Raw genomic sequence first — 12,889 nt, 5'->3', positions numbered from 1 at the left:
AAAGCTTTTTAGCATTGCTTTTTTGGTAACTCGGCAGCCGGTGCACGCTGTGTGCGCGCCCGAACAGAACGCCCCCCCGGTGCGCTTTATGCTGAGAACACTTCATCCATGACTTTTCCGAGAGGACCGAACGATGAAGACAACGATTCTCCTGGCCCTGCTGGCCATGATTGGCCTGACGGCCTGCGAAAAGACGGTGACCAATAATCCGGCGCCGGCTACGGTGGAAAAACACGTGACCACTCCGGTTCCGGTTCCGGTGCCGACGCCAGTGCCGGGTCCTCAGGGACCGGAAGGCCCGAAAGGCGAACCTGGCAAGCCGGGCGGCGATACCACCATCGTCGTGCCGCCGGCCGAAAATCCGCCGCCAAACCGCTGATCTTGCGTTCCGGCGCCAACGCATTCCCCGCCGTTGCGGCGGGGAAGCACCCGCACCCCGCTCCGGCGGGGTGCTTCTTTTTCTATATAGCAATAAAACGGTTGCAAAAAAACTACAATCTTTTTAAAATGCTAGTCTTTTGTGCGCTGCCGCACAAAAGACGGGAAGTTACATCCCATAAACTGATCCCACACAGCAAGTCTCCGCTGGGAACAGTGGAGTGGCGGGCGCCACCCGCTTACAACCAGTCACTCAATTACATCGGGAGTTTTCTAGTGAATAACATCAAGAAGATCGCCATCGCCGCCGCCCTGCTCGGCACCACCTTCGCAGCATCGGCACAAGAAGTACCTTCCATTAACCCTAACTGGTACGTCGGAGGCTCTATCGGCGCGATCCGCCCAGACAAGGACTGGAATGACCTGAGCAATGACAAGGCTTTCGGTCTGCGAGTCGGCAAGCCGCTGAATGAAAGCTGGGATATTCAGATTAGCCATCTCTGGGGCCTGTCCGAGGAAGGCAATAAATCCTACAAACAGCAGACTCTGGGCTTGGACGCTCTGTACTTCTTCTCGCGCAAGACTTTCCGTCCTTTCGTGATGGTAGGCGTAGGTGCTGAGCGTGACACGCTGGCTCCTGGTATCAATTCGGACCGAGCACGCCGCTCTTCTCCATATCAGCGCCGGCGTCGGCTTCCAATCCGTTATCAACGATCGCTGGTCCTTCCAGGCGGACTTGCGCAATGTACATGGTTTCCTCCGAGGAGACGAATTCCGTCCATCCAAAGTTGACAACCAATACCTGATGTTTGGCCTGAACTATGCCTTCGGCCCGACCCCGCAGCCGCCTGCTCCACCGGCACCGGCTCCAGTGGTTGCGCCGGAACCGGCACCGGCCCCGGCACCGGTCGCTCCGCCGCCACCACCAGCACGCTTCGAAAAAGTGACCATGTCGGCCACCGAACTGTTCGCCTTCGACAGCGCCAAGCTGGCACCGAACCAGCCTAAACTGGATGACATGGCCAAACTGCTGAACGACAACCCGTCCATCAGCGGCATCACCATCACCGGCTACACCGACCGCATCGGTTCGGACAAGTACAACCAGAAGCTGTCCGAGCAGCGCGCCAACTCCGTCAAGGCTTACCTGGTGGGCAAGGGCGTGGGCGCCGACCGCCTGACCGCACAGGGCAAGGGCAAGGCGAACCCGGTCGTGGCTTGCGATGGCAAGATGAAGCGTCCGGAACTGATCAAGTGCCTGGAACCGAACCGCCGCGTGGAAATCGAACAGATCACCATCGAACGTAAAGTTCAGTAAGTGATCCGACCAAGGGACGCCGTCCCTGACCGCAGCAGATGGGCGCCTCGTGCGCCCATCTGCATTTGGAGGGTCTGAAATGCATTGGAGAAATTTCTCACGCAAGCTGATCCATGTCGGCTTCTGCTCCGTCAGCGAATGGTTCGAGCATCGCGGCAGCAGCAAGGGCGCCGCCCTCGCCTTCTACACCCTGTTCTCCCTGGCGCCCATCCTGGTGCTGGTGATCGCCGTCGCCGGTCTGTTCTACGGCCAGGAAGCGGCGCGTGGCGAATTGTTCTTCCAGCTGCGCGGCCTGGTGGGCAGCGGCGGCGCGGAAGCCATCCAGCTGGTGCTGGCCGGCGCCCACAACAAGGACCAGGGCCGCCTGGCCACCCTGATTGCCGGCGCCCTGCTGCTGTTCGGCGCCACCAGCGTGTTTGCCGAACTGAAAACCAGCCTGGATGAAATCTGGCAGCTGCCGCCGCTGACCAAGGGCACGTTGTGGGACACCATACGCACGCGCCTGCTGTCCTTCGGCATGGTGCTGGTGCTGGGCTTCCTGCTGATGGTCTCGCTGGTGGTCAGCGCCGCGCTGGCCCTGCTGGAGAAGATCATGCATGGCTACTGGCAGGGCTGGGCAGCCGTGCTGACGGTAATGAACCACGCCATCAGCTTCCTCGTCATCGCCGCCCTGTTCGGCGTGATCTACAAGATGCTGCCGCGCGTGCGGCTGTCCTGGTATGACGTGGTAATCGGCGCGCTCGGCACCGCCGCCCTGTTCACGCTGGGGAAATTCGCGATCGGCGCCTACATCGGCAACAGCGGCGTGACGGACAGCTTCGGCGCCGCCGGATCGCTGATTGCCGTGCTGCTGTGGGTGTATTACTCGGCGCAGATCTTTTTCCTGGGCGCCGAATTCGCCCGCCAGTATGCGCTGCAGCTGGGCAGCCTGCGCCACCGCGACGACTTGCGGCGCTGACTAGTCGCCCAGCAGCTCCGCCACCACTTCCATGCCTTCCAGCTTTTCCGCGACGGCCTTCAGGATCACCGTCACCGGCACGCCCAGCAGCAATCCCCACACGCCCCACAGCCAGCCCCAGAACAGCAGGCTGACGAAGACGGCGGCCGCATTCATGCGCGCGATGCGTCCCGTCATCAGCGTGGCGACCACCAGGCCGACCAGGGCGGCGATGGCCAGCGAAGCGCCCATCACCAGCAGCACCGGCGGCAGCGATTCGAACTGCAGGTAGGCGATGATGCCCGTGGCCAGCGCGGTGAGCAGCGGGCCGAAGTAAGGCATGATGTGCAGCAGGCCGGCCATGATGGCCCAGGCGCCCGCGTTATCGAGTCCGATCCAGAGGAAGGCGCCCCAGGTGAGCAGGGCCAGCAAGCCATTGGTCACCAGCAGCATGAACATATAGCCCTGGATGGAAGCGCTGATGTCCTCCAGGATCGCCACCGTGATGCGCTTCTTCGACAAGGAAGGCCCGGTCAGCTTGACCAGCTTGCGCTTGAAGATATCGCCGGACAGCAGCAGGAAATAGACCAGGAAGGCCACCATCGTGGCCTGGCTGAGGAAGGCCGTCAGGCCGCGCGAACCGGCCCAGACCCAGTCGATGATCTTGATGCTGCCGCCCTCGCTCGTCACGGTCACCGCCTTCTTTTGGCGCCTTGCGCAAGGCGCCGGTAGTGGCCTGCTCCAGTTCATTGGCCACGGCCTGTATGCGCTCCAGCGCGCCGCCGCTGGCGCCGGTGGTCGAGGCCAGCAGGCGCGACAGTTTGTGCCCGGCGACCGGAATCTCTTCCACGATATTGGCAAACTCGCCCTGCACTTTTTGCGCCACCACCGCCATGCCGCCGAGCAGCGCAATGGTGACCAGCGTGGTGCCGACGGCGCGCGGTATATGCCAGCGCTCCAGCCAGCACACCAGGGGATTCAGGGTATAGGCAATGAGAATGCCCAGCAGCAGGGGCACAAGGAAGTTGCGGCCCCACTGCAGGGCGTACAGGAAGGCGACCGTGGCAATGATGCCCAGCGCCAGCCCGCGTGCCTCGACATGCAACGGTACTGCGCTGCTCGCCGTTCAGCTCCTCGGGCAGGTCCATGGCGCCGGGCCGTTTATGCGCTTACTTGACGCGGATATCGTTCTTCACCGATTTCACGCCGTTCACGCCGCGCGCGATTTCGCCCGCTTTCGTGATATCGGCCGGCTGGGCGACAAAGCCGCTCAGCTGCACGGTACCCTTGAAGGTTTCCACATTGATTTCGGTAGCCTTCAGGGTCGGCTCATTGATGATGCTGGCCTTCACCTTGGCGGTGATGGCAGCGTCGTCGATGTACTCGCCGGCGCTTTCCTTGGTCGGGTCGATTGACAGCCGACCACACCGAACACGGTAGCGGCAGCAAACACAGCCATTGCAATATTGCGGGGCGATTTTCATGGTGCTTCTCCTAGGGTTGTAGAGTGGTTAGTCGCCTTGCGACATTGCCTAGTGTCCAGCTAAATCCGCGCTCTTTCTGTTCGCTGCCGAACATAAATATCACGGTGCGGCATCGCACAGACCCCTTTGTGCCAGATGACTATGCTGGCTACACATCATTCTGGAGGACATTAAATGAAATCGACTACCACCCTGGCAGCGATGATGCTTGCAGTCGCTGCTCTCACCACCGGCTGCGCAAGCAACAATTATCCGCAGTCGACTGACTACTCGACCCGCGCGGACGCTTCCACTTACGGCACCATCGACTCGATCCAGGTTGTGCGCGTCGACGACTCCACCAGCGGTGCAGGCGCCGTGGCAGGCGGCCTGATTGGTGCGCTGGCCGGCAACCAGATCGGTTCCGGCTCCGGCCGCACCGCAGCAACCGCGGCCGGAGCCATTGGCGGCGCCGTCGTGGGCAACCAGGTCGAAAAGAGCCGCAATGCGCCGCACGAGGTCTACCAGGTCAGCGTGCGCCTGGATAACGGCGACTATCGCACCGTGAATCAGGACAGCATCTATGACCTGCGCGTGGGCAGCCGCGTGCGCATGGTCGATGGCCGCATTTACCGCTACTAAAGGAGATCGACTATGGGAACCATTCTACTGATCGTGCTGGTCCTGTTGGTGATCGGCGCCCTGCCTGCCTGGCCTTACAGCCGCAGCTGGGGTTACGCCCCCAGCGGGATCGTCGGCCTAATCGTGGTGATCCTGCTGGTCATGCTACTGACCGGCAGACTGTAGACCCCGGGGCGCTGCGGCGCCCCTCACTTTTTTTCCAGGAGAACTGACATGAAACGGACCATCTTTCTCGGCGCCGTGCTTGCAGCTGGCCTGTGCAACGCTTACGCCCAGGTGACGCCGCCCGAAATCGCGCGCCAGCAAAAGCAGGAAATCAGACATGGCGACCCGGCCCGCTGGTACAAGGCCGACCGCACACAGAAAGCGGAAATGGCAACGCTGCGCAAGGACATCAACGCCGCGCTGCGCGAGGCACTGCAAGCCTGCAAGCAGGCCCACGCCGGGCCGAAGAGCGAATGCGTGCGCGACGCGCGCGCCACCTACCAGGATGACATGGCAAACATCCGCGAAATCCACATGGCTTCGAAGGATTTGTCGAAGACGTATGAAACCAGCGGCCGCTGACTGAGCACGCACGGCGGATCAATGATCCGCCCTACCCAGCACGATAGGTTCAGGCCCGCAGGGCTGTAGGGCGGATCATTGATCCGCCGTCTTCGCGCCGCCTGCGGCTCCAATCAGGGATTCGGATCGGAGCGCCGCCGCATCAGCCACCCCGCGCCCACGGCCGCCAGCGCGGCCACAGCCAGCGCCGGCTTAAGCAGCCGCCTGCGCATGATGAAGGACCCGACCGTCAGCGCATACGGCGCCAGCGATTTGATCGAGCGGAAGTTGATCTTATCGAGCCCGCCGCCGGGTCCGCCCAGGCCGCCCAGCAAATTGCCCAGGCGGTTCTGCACGGCGCCCACCGCATGCTCCATCGCATCGTGCATCAGGCGGTCCGGATGCAGGGCATTCACCACCTGGTACTTCGACTGCAGCACGCCCAGCCGGTAAATCTCCCCCTCGCGGATCAGGCGCTCCTTTTGCGAAGCGCGCGCGGCATGTTCTTCTTTCTTGCTCATGGTCTTCCTTTACAAGAGCGCGTCACGGTCCGCCTTCAGTTCGGCCATGGTGGCGTGCAGCGCCAGCTTGCCCTGCTTCACCAGGCCCACGGCATACCAGATCAGGCCGATGGCTACGACGGCAAAGGCCACCGCCAGGATGAGCAGGATCTTCCAGCCCAGGGCGGCCCAGGCCAGGTAGATCAGCGTTGCCGTACCGAAGGCGATGGCGAACCAGGCTGCCAGCATGGCCAGCGCAAACACCACCGACAGTTGCATCAGGTGGTTGCGCAGCTCGGACAGCTCCAGTGCCGCCAGCTCCAGCCGCGACAGCAACAGGCGCATGGTATTGCGAACGACCGCCGACAGCGACCCAATCAGGCCCGGCTGCGGCGGGGCGGCTTCTTCCTCCATGGGTACGGCGGCCATGGCGGTTTACTTACGGCCCAGGATGACGCCCACCAGCAAGCCCACGCCGGCAGCCACGGCGATCGAACGCCATGGATTTTCCTTCACATAGGCGTCGGTCGAAGTGGCCGCCTGCTTGGTCGCCTGCACGGCGCTGGCCTGGGCTTCATGGGCCTTGGCCAAAGCGCTGTCCAGCGCGCGCATGCCGCGGCCGCGCAGCTTTTCCGCCTTCTCGCCGGTCAGGGCGGTAGCGGCCGTGAACAGGGCCTGGGCATCCTTGACCAGGGTCTTGACGTCGTTGTTCACGGTACTGATGTTATTTTCCAGCATGATAGGGCTCCTCTTTGGCTTCGGTTAGATCAACAAATCCCGCATATCGTCGGCGTGTTCCTCTTCGACCGCCATGATTTTGATCAAGAGCTGTTTAGTGGTCGGATCGCTGTCGCCGATCTGCTCGATCATCTGGCGGTAGGACTCGATGGCCACACGCTCGGCAATCAGGTTGGCGCGGACCATGGCCTGCACCTCCCTGGACTCATCATACTCGGCATGGCTACGGTCGAGCAACGTTGCAGGATTGTAATCCGGTTCACCGTTCAGCTGCACGATGCGCTCGGCAAGCCAGTCGGCATGCTCCTGTTCCTGGGTTGCATGTTCCAGGAACTCAGCCTTGATGGCCGCGTTCTGCAAGCCGACCACCGTGTAATAGTGGCGCTTGTAGCGGTTGATGCAGACCAGCTCGGTGGCCAGCGCTTCGTTCAGCATCTTCAGGACGGCAGCCCGGTCGCCCTTGTAGCCGGCGGTCACGGGACCATCGGTGAGGTTCTGGGCCGCCGCGCGGATCGCGGCCTTGTCGATACCGCGCGGGGTTTGATTGGTATCAGCCATGGGATTTTCCTCTGTTGCGGTTAGCGGCGGGTGATTGGCGGACGACCCGCCTCGGACAGCACGATCTCCACGCGGCGGTTCAGTTGGCGGTCGGCAGCCGTGTTATTGCCGGCCACCGGATACGCTTCGCCATAGCCGCGCGTATCGATGCGCGAACGCTCCACCCCCGTCTGCATCAGCGCACTGCGCACCGCTTCGGCGCGGCGCTGCGACAGTTCGAGGTTGTGGGATGCAGTGCCGGTGCTGTCGGTGAAGCCTTCCACCAGCACCGAACGGTCGGTGTTGTTGCGCAGGACGTCCGCCAGGCGCTGTGCCGTCTGCATGCCCTGCGCGGTCAGCACGGCCTGGTCGGTGTTGAACAGCACATCGCCAAAGGTGATGACGATGCCGCGTTCGGTCTGCTTGGCCTGCAGGTCGGACAGTTGCTGGGCCAGGGCGGCGGCGCGCGCCTGCGCATCGCGCGTGGCGGCTTCGGCGCTGGCGGCCTGGCTCTGGGCGGCATTGGCCGCGGCGGCGGCTTCATCGGCCTGGCGCTTGGCTTGCTCGGCCTCGGCCGTGCGCGCCTCCAGGCGGATCTGGTCGCGCTGCTGGCCCGCCTGCGCCACCTGGGCTTCCGCGGCCTTGGCGCGCGCCACTTCCTGGGCGGCGGCAATCTTCTGCTTGGCGACATAGGCCAGCTTGTCGATTTCATTCAGGCTGTCATGCTTGGCGGCAGCCGTGTTGGCCTGGTCCAGCGCGCGCGTGGCAGCGGCCAGTTCCAACGGTGCATACTTCGCCACATCCGGGCTGGCCTGAGCGACAGCGTAATCGCTGCGCGCCATTTCCAGCTGGCTGGTCGAAGTGGGCGCGGTGCTGCAGGCGGTCAGCGCAAAGGCCAGGACCAGCAGCATGGGCTTGATAATGGGCTTGTTCATGGTGCTCTCCTTTTCCTATCGGTTGCTGCTGTTGGCACGGTCCAGCTCTTCGCGCAGCACGCGGATGTCTTCCTGCAGCGCATTGGCGGCCTCGGTGGCCTTGGCACTGCTGGCCTTGCTTTGCGCCAGCTTGGCGTCGGCCTGGGCCTGCTGCGCCAGGTCGCTCGCGGTACGGTAATCCTTGGCCGCCAGCGCCTGGTTGGCGCGCAACATCTTGTCGCGGGCGGCCGCCATTTCAGCGGGCGCCAGTTCCGGTGCGCCGGCCGACGCGGCGTTCGCCACCGCTTCCTTCGACACCGCCACATCGGCCGTGGCCGGCGCCTTCATGCTGCTGCAGGCGCTCAGCGCGACTATGCACAGGGCGCACAGCAGGAATTGCAGACGATACAAAGAATCCATGGTTGTTCTCCTGTTTCGTTTAGAAGGATCTTGTCGTAGGGACGTTATATAAGCTGGAGAGCTGGCCTTCAGTACGTTTCCGCACATAGTTTTCGGGATGTGCGCGAGCGAACAGTACATGCCGCAAGGCAGTGCTAGGCTGGGTCATCCTGTGTGCACAATGAAAGGCCGAGGTATGCCGACGACACGCCGCACCAAGATCGCCCTCGCAACCGTGGGTACCTTGATCGCCATTCCCGCCATCGCGGTGGTGATCCTGCTTAACTACGACTGGAACCGCGCTCGCCCCTGGCTCAATGAAAAGGCCACGGAAGCGCTGGAACGCCCCTTCGCCATCCGCGGCAATCTGTCGCTGAGCTGGCACCGCCAGCCCGGCGCCACCACTGAAGGCGGCTGGCGCGACTGGATCCCGTGGCCCCATCTGCAAGCGCAGGACGTCCACCTCGGCAATCCGGCCGCGATGCCGCAAGGCGACATGGCGGCCGCCCGCAGTATCGCGTTCTCGCTCAATCCCTTCTCGCTGCTGCACAAGGAAATCGCGATTCCCGAACTGCGCTTCGAGGCGCCCCATGCCGAATTGCTGCGCACGCCACAAGGCAATAACAACTGGACCTTCGTCAAGAAGAAAACCCCGATGAAGTGGAAGATGGACCTCGACCGCATCGTGTTTACCCAAGGCACCGTGCACCTGTTCGATGAAATGGAAAAGATCGATGCCACCGCCGAACTGGAGCAACTGGTCAAGGATCCCAAGTACTACATTGCCTGGAAGCTGAAAGGCCAGTGGAACAAGCAGCCGATCAGCGGCCAGGGCAAGACGGGCGCCGTGCTGGCCTTGCAGGATTCCAGCCTGCCCTTCCCCGTGCAGGGCGATGTGAAGATCGGCCTGGTCAGCGGTTCGGCCGAAGGCACGCTGACCAATCCCGTGCACCTGGCGGCCGTGGACATGCGCCTGAAGGTTTCCGGCGCTTCGATGGCGCGCCTGTATTCGATCACCGGCCTGCTGTTGCCGGAAACACCAGCCTTCAGCACCCAGGGCCACCTGATCGGCAACCTGGCCACGGGCGCCGCCAAATGGACGTACGAGGACTTCACCGGCCGCGTCGGCGACAGCGATATCGCGGGCCGGCTGGCCTTCCAGCAGCGCCGGCCGCGCGGCCTGCTGACCGGCGATGTGCACTCGAAGCTGCTGCAGTTCAAGGATCTGGGGCCGCTGGTCGGCGGCGACGACAACGCCAGCAAGGTGGCGCGCGGCGTGGCGCCCGTACAGCCCGGCGACAAGCTGCTGCCGGTGGAAACCTTCAAGACCGAGCGCTGGACCGCGCTGGACGCCGACGTGACATTCCGCGCCGACCACCTCGTCCGCACCAAGCAGCTGCCGATCAGCAAACTCAATGCGGAAGTGCATATGAAGGATGGCGTGCTGCGCCTGACGCCGCTGAACTTCAACTTCGCCGGCGGCAATATCGCCTCCACCGTCAAGCTGGATGGCAGCAACAACAAGGTCAAGGACGCGATCGCGGCCGAGCTCACCGCCAGCGGCAAACACATCAAGCTGAGGGAACTCTTCCCCAACCTGCCCCAGCTGCAGCAGGCCACGGTGGGCGAAATCAATGCCGAAACCAAGCTGAGCGCGACCGGCAATTCCGTCGCCACGCTGATGGCTTCGTCCAACGGCGAATTGCACACCCTGATCAATGACGGCACCATCAGCAAGCTGCTGCTGGAACAGATGGGGCTGAACATCGGCAATGTGGTGCTGACCAAACTGTTCGGCGACAAGCCCGTGCACCTGAACTGCCTGGCCGGCGATTTCGGCGTGGAAAAAGGCGTGGCGCGCACGCGCTACCTGGTCCTCGATACGGATGACGCCGTGGTACGCGTCAACGGCTCAGTGAACCTGGCCAATGAGCAGATCGACCTGACCCTCAAGCCCGACGCCAAGGGTCTGCGCATCATCTCGCTGCGCTCCCCCATCTACGTGCGCGGCACGCTCAAGCATCCGGACGTGGACATCGACAAAGGCGTGCTGGCCATGCGGGCCGGCGGCGCCCTCGCGCTGGCCACGCTGGCAGCGCCGGTGGCAGCGCTGGCGCCGCTCATCAGCGGCGGGGCCAGCAAGGACAACAACTGCGCCGCCATGCTGGCCGAGGTCAAGAGCAAGCCCGAGGCGCCACCGCCCGGCAAGCCCCTCAAGGAGAAAAAAGCGATTAAGTAACAAAGCGTTACATCGTGAGATGCCGAACAGATCCAAAAAGCGCCAATCCTTAAGCTGGAACTGTCGACGCGACAGCGCCGTTTCAGACAAGGAGCGTGTAATGAAGACCTTGACTACCCTTCCCACCCTGTTGTCCGGCTTCGTTCTGGCAACCCTGGTTGCTTGCGCGGCATCGCAATCCGTTGCCCCGACTGCCCAGGTTGTCGGCGATACCGAACTGCGCAGCAACGTGCAGGCCGCCATGGGCATCCAGCCCGGACTGAACGCGACGGCCATCACGGTGGACAGTTACGATGGAGAAGTAAGGCTGAGCGGCTTCCTGGACAGCCAGGAGCAGATCGACCAGGCTGTCGCTACCGCCCGCAGCGTCAATGGCGTCAAGGTCGTCAAGAACGAAATGCGCCTGAAATAAACCAACCCCACAAGGAGATCATCATGAAGAAGCTTGCCATTACCCTTACCATGGCCGCCGCAGCAATGAGCCTGGGCGCCTGCAGCTCGATGTCGCAGCAAGATAAGAATACCGCCCTGGGTGCGGCAGCCGGTGGTGTGGCTGGTTCCGTGCTGTCCGGCGGTTCCGCCCTGGGTACTGTCGGCGGCGCTGCCGTTGGCGGTGTGATTGGTAACCAGGTCAGCAAACCCAGCCGTTAAGTAAACACGCTGCCCATCCCGATACTGCCGCTGTCCTTGACCAGTTCATAGCAGCGGCAGGACACCGCCTCCAGTCCCGCCGCATCCAGGATTTCGATATTGCCCCGGCTGTAGCTGATCAGCTTTTGCTGCTGCAGCGCGCTGGCGGCCTTGGTCACCCCAACCCGCCGCACGCCCAGCGCATGGGCCAGGAATTCATGGGTCATGTGGAATTTTTCCGATTGCAGGCGGTCGCGCGTGATGAGCAGCGAGCGCGCCAGGCGCGCTTCCAGCACATGGAAGCGGCTGCAGACAGCGATCTGGATGGCCTGGGCCAGCAGCGTGTTGGTATAACGGTGCAAGAGATGCTGCAGGGATTCAAGATGGGCAAATTCATTGCAGAAGTCGGCAGCGCTCATGCGCAGGCACTGGCCGCTGCGCTGAACCACGGCGCGCACCTGGGCCAGCGTATGGCCCAGGGCCACGGAAGTGCCGATCATGCCTTCGCGGCCCACCGCACCCACTTCCAGCGTCATGCGGCCGTCGGCCACGGCCAGCTGGGAGATCAGGGCATCGATGGGGAAGTACACGAAGTCGATCGGCTGGCCCGGTTCAAACAGCGCCTCGCCCACCTCGACCTCGACCAGTTCGCACAGCGCTTGCATGTGGCCCTGGTCTTCCTCCGGCAGGCTGGACAGCAGTCGATTGCCCGAGCTCTGCGGTGAAAGGTTGTTGCGGTGCGCAGTGTTGAGATTCAAAGTCATCGCATGGGGCCTGATGGGTTTTAGCCGGAGCGTAGCGGCAATTAAATCGACTGTATGTACGCTGACGCACGGAAGCCCGGGGCCTCCCCGCCGACAATGAGAATGTCTCAGAGGAAAGGAAGAAATCATGGAACAAAAACATATGTCCCGCTACACCACTCACCCGGTCCTGCTGATCGCGGCGGTGGCTGTCGTGCTGTTCTGCACGTTCGGCATTGCCGCCATCATGGGCTGGCTGCCCAACTCAATGGGCAGCAGCACGCCGGCCGGCCAATATGCGAATGTCCCGATGGGTCCGCCTGTGGCCGACGCGCCAACCCAGCTGGCGCTGCAAAAGGCAGCGGCCCCGCCACCGGCATTGCCGGCGCCGGCGCCAGCGCCCCGCTATGAAACGAGCGGCGCCAGCTATGCGCAAGGTTACAGCGGCGGCAGCTACGCCCAGAATGAACCCGGCTATGCACCGCAACCGGTGGCCAGGCCTGCCGTGTGCAGCAGCTGCGGCGTGGTTGAATCCGTGAGCGTCACCAAGCAGCGGGCCCAGGGCAGCGGCCTTGGCGCCGGCGCCGGCGCGGTGGTCGGCGGCCTGCTGGGCAACCAGGTGGGCGGCGGTACCGGCCGCAAATTGGCGACCGTTGCGGGCGCAGTGGGCGGCGCCGTGGTCGGCAACCAGGTGGAAGGCAATATGAAGGCTTCCACGACCTACAACGTTCGGGTGCGCATGGAAAACGGCAAGTACCGCACTTTCCACACCAGCTCGCCGTCCTTCCAGGCCGGTGAACACGTAAAGGTGGTGAAAGGTGTTCTGCATCATCGTTAAGTACGGCAACGTACAGATGTGATGGCCTGCTGGACGCAGAATTACACCGAACACCCCCGGAAATGAA

19 protein-coding genes and 2 pseudogenes are annotated in these 12,889 nt (G+C 63.0%); 11 read left to right on the top strand and 10 right to left on the bottom strand.

What is annotated here, in order from left to right; genetic code table 11:
- The first annotated feature begins 133 nt into the window (after window positions 1-133).
- The 4 genes from ACHMW6_RS10265 (at window position 134) to ACHMW6_RS10250 (ending at window position 2,654) form a co-directional block, all read left to right on the top strand.
- Window positions 134-379, top strand: coding sequence for a hypothetical protein (locus ACHMW6_RS10265; protein WP_395406987.1), 246 nt, complete (start codon window positions 134-136; stop codon window positions 377-379).
- A 275-nt stretch (window positions 380-654) separates the two neighbouring features.
- On the top strand, window positions 655-1,170 hold the full coding sequence (locus tag ACHMW6_RS10260) for an outer membrane beta-barrel protein (protein WP_395406986.1): 516 nt from the start codon (window positions 655-657) through the stop codon (window positions 1,168-1,170).
- Window positions 1,171-1,183: 13 nt separating this feature from the next.
- Window positions 1,184-1,696, top strand: coding sequence for an OmpA family protein (locus ACHMW6_RS10255; protein WP_395406985.1), 513 nt, complete (start codon window positions 1,184-1,186; stop codon window positions 1,694-1,696).
- Window positions 1,697-1,775: 79 nt separating this feature from the next.
- Window positions 1,776-2,654 carry a YihY/virulence factor BrkB family protein gene (locus ACHMW6_RS10250; RefSeq protein WP_395406984.1) on the top strand — a complete coding sequence of 293 codons (879 nt, stop codon included), beginning with the start codon at window positions 1,776-1,778 and terminating at the stop codon, window positions 2,652-2,654.
- Here the strand turns inward: ACHMW6_RS10250 and ACHMW6_RS10245 are convergent, their stop codons facing one another.
- From ACHMW6_RS10245 to ACHMW6_RS10235, 3 genes and pseudogenes are all read right to left on the bottom strand, one after another.
- A complete protein-coding gene (locus ACHMW6_RS10245; RefSeq protein WP_395408572.1) occupies window positions 2,655-3,323 on the bottom strand; it encodes an AI-2E family transporter in 669 nt (222 codons plus the stop codon).
- Between the two features lie 154 nt (window positions 3,324-3,477).
- Window positions 3,478-3,651 (bottom strand): annotated as a pseudogene (locus ACHMW6_RS10240) (AI-2E family transporter); the annotation flags it as partial.
- Window positions 3,652-3,802: 151 nt separating this feature from the next.
- Window positions 3,803-4,092, bottom strand: a pseudogene (locus ACHMW6_RS10235) (BON domain-containing protein).
- Window positions 4,093-4,291: 199 nt separating this feature from the next.
- On the opposite strand from ACHMW6_RS10235, the gene ACHMW6_RS10230 reads away from it, so the two are divergent.
- The 3 genes from ACHMW6_RS10230 to ACHMW6_RS10220 are packed head-to-tail and all read left to right on the top strand — an operon-like array spanning window position 4,292 to window position 5,305.
- Window positions 4,292-4,738 (top strand): glycine zipper 2TM domain-containing protein, encoded by a 447-nt coding sequence (locus ACHMW6_RS10230; RefSeq protein ID WP_395406983.1) that lies wholly within the window; start codon window positions 4,292-4,294, stop codon window positions 4,736-4,738.
- A 12-nt stretch (window positions 4,739-4,750) separates the two neighbouring features.
- The gene (locus ACHMW6_RS10225) at window positions 4,751-4,903 is read left to right on the top strand and encodes a DUF3309 domain-containing protein (protein ID WP_395406982.1); all 153 of its coding nucleotides are present in this window, start codon (window positions 4,751-4,753) and stop codon (window positions 4,901-4,903) included.
- Between the two features lie 48 nt (window positions 4,904-4,951).
- On the top strand, window positions 4,952-5,305 hold the full coding sequence (locus tag ACHMW6_RS10220; RefSeq protein ID WP_395406981.1) for a hypothetical protein: 354 nt from the start codon (window positions 4,952-4,954) through the stop codon (window positions 5,303-5,305).
- Between the two features lie 113 nt (window positions 5,306-5,418).
- Here the strand turns inward: ACHMW6_RS10220 and ACHMW6_RS10215 are convergent, their stop codons facing one another.
- The 6 genes from ACHMW6_RS10215 to ACHMW6_RS10190 are packed head-to-tail and all read right to left on the bottom strand — an operon-like array spanning window position 5,419 to window position 8,393.
- Window positions 5,419-5,805 carry a hypothetical protein gene (locus ACHMW6_RS10215; protein WP_395406980.1) on the bottom strand — a complete coding sequence of 129 codons (387 nt, stop codon included), beginning with the start codon at window positions 5,803-5,805 and terminating at the stop codon, window positions 5,419-5,421.
- A 9-nt stretch (window positions 5,806-5,814) separates the two neighbouring features.
- Window positions 5,815-6,213 carry a phage holin family protein gene (locus ACHMW6_RS10210; RefSeq protein WP_395406979.1) on the bottom strand — a complete coding sequence of 133 codons (399 nt, stop codon included), beginning with the start codon at window positions 6,211-6,213 and terminating at the stop codon, window positions 5,815-5,817.
- A 6-nt stretch (window positions 6,214-6,219) separates the two neighbouring features.
- The gene (locus tag ACHMW6_RS10205; RefSeq protein WP_395406978.1) at window positions 6,220-6,522 is read right to left on the bottom strand and encodes a YqjD family protein; all 303 of its coding nucleotides are present in this window, start codon (window positions 6,520-6,522) and stop codon (window positions 6,220-6,222) included.
- Window positions 6,523-6,546: 24 nt separating this feature from the next.
- The gene (locus ACHMW6_RS10200) at window positions 6,547-7,080 is read right to left on the bottom strand and encodes a bacterioferritin (protein WP_395406977.1); all 534 of its coding nucleotides are present in this window, start codon (window positions 7,078-7,080) and stop codon (window positions 6,547-6,549) included.
- Between the two features lie 20 nt (window positions 7,081-7,100).
- Window positions 7,101-7,994, bottom strand: a complete 894-nt coding sequence (locus ACHMW6_RS10195) for an OmpA family protein (RefSeq protein ID WP_395406976.1) — start codon at window positions 7,992-7,994, stop codon at window positions 7,101-7,103.
- Between the two features lie 15 nt (window positions 7,995-8,009).
- Window positions 8,010-8,393 carry a DUF4398 domain-containing protein gene (locus tag ACHMW6_RS10190; RefSeq protein ID WP_395406975.1) on the bottom strand — a complete coding sequence of 128 codons (384 nt, stop codon included), beginning with the start codon at window positions 8,391-8,393 and terminating at the stop codon, window positions 8,010-8,012.
- Between the two features lie 175 nt (window positions 8,394-8,568).
- Between ACHMW6_RS10190 and ACHMW6_RS10185 the strand changes: the two genes are divergently transcribed.
- The 3 genes from ACHMW6_RS10185 to ACHMW6_RS10175 all read left to right on the top strand — a co-directional run bounded on the left by ACHMW6_RS10185 (window position 8,569) and on the right by ACHMW6_RS10175 (window position 11,262).
- Window positions 8,569-10,611, top strand: coding sequence for an AsmA family protein (locus ACHMW6_RS10185; protein WP_395406974.1), 2,043 nt, complete (start codon window positions 8,569-8,571; stop codon window positions 10,609-10,611).
- Between the two features lie 100 nt (window positions 10,612-10,711).
- The gene (locus ACHMW6_RS10180; RefSeq protein ID WP_395406973.1) at window positions 10,712-11,023 is read left to right on the top strand and encodes a BON domain-containing protein; all 312 of its coding nucleotides are present in this window, start codon (window positions 10,712-10,714) and stop codon (window positions 11,021-11,023) included.
- 23 nt (window positions 11,024-11,046) lie between these two features.
- Entirely contained in the window at window positions 11,047-11,262 is a 216-nt protein-coding gene (locus ACHMW6_RS10175) for a glycine zipper 2TM domain-containing protein (RefSeq protein WP_395406972.1), read from the top strand.
- Here the strand turns inward: ACHMW6_RS10175 and ACHMW6_RS10170 are convergent.
- Entirely contained in the window at window positions 11,259-12,005 is a 747-nt protein-coding gene (locus ACHMW6_RS10170; RefSeq protein WP_395406971.1) for a Crp/Fnr family transcriptional regulator, read from the bottom strand. The two genes, ACHMW6_RS10175 and ACHMW6_RS10170, sit on opposite strands and share 4 nt — an antisense overlap.
- A gap of 127 nt (window positions 12,006-12,132) precedes the next feature.
- On the opposite strand from ACHMW6_RS10170, the gene ACHMW6_RS10165 reads away from it, so the two are divergent.
- Window positions 12,133-12,822 carry a glycine zipper 2TM domain-containing protein gene (locus ACHMW6_RS10165; protein WP_395406970.1) on the top strand — a complete coding sequence of 230 codons (690 nt, stop codon included), beginning with the start codon at window positions 12,133-12,135 and terminating at the stop codon, window positions 12,820-12,822.
- Window positions 12,823-12,889: the final 67 nt, after the last annotated feature.

It is taken from the genome of Pseudoduganella sp. UC29_106, from assembly GCF_044055365.1.
Taxonomy (GTDB): Bacteria; Pseudomonadota; Gammaproteobacteria; order Burkholderiales; family Burkholderiaceae_D; genus Rugamonas.
This window is presented reverse-complemented; position numbering and strand designations above follow the sequence as displayed.

What these genes read in the sequence shown, in the direction of transcription:
- ACHMW6_RS10265 (WP_395406987.1), top strand. Translation starts at nt 134, where the DNA reads ATGAAGACAACGATTCTCCTGGCCCTGCTGGCCATGATTGGCCTGACG.
- ACHMW6_RS10255 (WP_395406985.1), top strand. Translation starts at nt 1,184, where the DNA reads ATGTTTGGCCTGAACTATGCCTTCGGCCCGACCCCGCAGCCGCCTGCT.
- ACHMW6_RS10250 (WP_395406984.1), top strand. Translation starts at nt 1,776, where the DNA reads ATGCATTGGAGAAATTTCTCACGCAAGCTGATCCATGTCGGCTTCTGC.
- ACHMW6_RS10230 (WP_395406983.1), top strand. Translation starts at nt 4,292, where the DNA reads ATGAAATCGACTACCACCCTGGCAGCGATGATGCTTGCAGTCGCTGCT.
- ACHMW6_RS10225 (WP_395406982.1), top strand. Translation starts at nt 4,751, where the DNA reads ATGGGAACCATTCTACTGATCGTGCTGGTCCTGTTGGTGATCGGCGCC.
- ACHMW6_RS10220 (WP_395406981.1), top strand. Translation starts at nt 4,952, where the DNA reads ATGAAACGGACCATCTTTCTCGGCGCCGTGCTTGCAGCTGGCCTGTGC.
- ACHMW6_RS10215 (WP_395406980.1), bottom strand. Translation starts at nt 5,805, where the DNA reads ATGAGCAAGAAAGAAGAACATGCCGCGCGCGCTTCGCAAAAGGAGCGC.
- ACHMW6_RS10210 (WP_395406979.1), bottom strand. Translation starts at nt 6,213, where the DNA reads ATGGCCGCCGTACCCATGGAGGAAGAAGCCGCCCCGCCGCAGCCGGGC.
- ACHMW6_RS10205 (WP_395406978.1), bottom strand. Translation starts at nt 6,522, where the DNA reads ATGCTGGAAAATAACATCAGTACCGTGAACAACGACGTCAAGACCCTG.
- ACHMW6_RS10200 (WP_395406977.1), bottom strand. Translation starts at nt 7,080, where the DNA reads ATGGCTGATACCAATCAAACCCCGCGCGGTATCGACAAGGCCGCGATC.
- ACHMW6_RS10195 (WP_395406976.1), bottom strand. Translation starts at nt 7,994, where the DNA reads ATGAACAAGCCCATTATCAAGCCCATGCTGCTGGTCCTGGCCTTTGCG.
- ACHMW6_RS10190 (WP_395406975.1), bottom strand. Translation starts at nt 8,393, where the DNA reads ATGGATTCTTTGTATCGTCTGCAATTCCTGCTGTGCGCCCTGTGCATA.
- ACHMW6_RS10185 (WP_395406974.1), top strand. Translation starts at nt 8,569, where the DNA reads ATGCCGACGACACGCCGCACCAAGATCGCCCTCGCAACCGTGGGTACC.
- ACHMW6_RS10180 (WP_395406973.1), top strand. Translation starts at nt 10,712, where the DNA reads ATGAAGACCTTGACTACCCTTCCCACCCTGTTGTCCGGCTTCGTTCTG.
- ACHMW6_RS10175 (WP_395406972.1), top strand. Translation starts at nt 11,047, where the DNA reads ATGAAGAAGCTTGCCATTACCCTTACCATGGCCGCCGCAGCAATGAGC.
- ACHMW6_RS10170 (WP_395406971.1), bottom strand. Translation starts at nt 12,005, where the DNA reads ATGACTTTGAATCTCAACACTGCGCACCGCAACAACCTTTCACCGCAG.
- ACHMW6_RS10165 (WP_395406970.1), top strand. Translation starts at nt 12,133, where the DNA reads ATGGAACAAAAACATATGTCCCGCTACACCACTCACCCGGTCCTGCTG.